Annotated in this window: 1 protein-coding gene; it reads left to right on the top strand. The window is 44.9% G+C overall.

The window, feature by feature from the left end; translation table 11 throughout:
* Positions 1 to 38: 38 nt before the first annotated feature.
* Positions 39 to 523: MipA/OmpV family protein (locus A3756_RS24990; RefSeq protein WP_231875636.1), on the top strand; the 485-nt coding region annotated here is incomplete at its 3' end.

Below are 523 nucleotides of genomic sequence, written 5' to 3'. Positions count from 1 at the left end.
TGCCTATTATAGGTTATATAGGTACTAGGTTTAGCTTTTTGGGGCCTCGTGCCAGCTATATCATACATCAGAGTGCTGAACTGGAAGCTTTGGCACTCATCACCTATAAGTCGGTCGGTTACAAACCGAACGACTCAAAGCATCTTGACGGAATGACGAGGCGCCAGAACTCATTGTTTGGCGGTCTGAGTACAAGCCTCAAAAAAGACAGACTGTCGTACACACTTAGCTATCTTCATGATTTACAGAACCATTCAGGCGGACAAGATTTCACCCTTGCAATGTCATACCGTTACAATTACGGGCCATTTTTTTTGACTCCAAAGATCTCTTTAAACTATTTGGATAGCGCGTACAGTAACTACTATTTTGGCGTGCGCGATCACGAATCCAATTCAGATAGACAAGCTTACACTCCCAACACGTCGATCAATCCGTCTGTTAGCCTTAACTTTGCAACGCCAATTTTTCTCAAAGGCTTTACCCGTGCCAGCGTGACACATTCCTGGCTGGACTCCTCGCT

This window comes from Oleiphilus sp. HI0086 (assembly GCF_001635225.1).
This window is presented reverse-complemented; position numbering and strand designations above follow the sequence as displayed.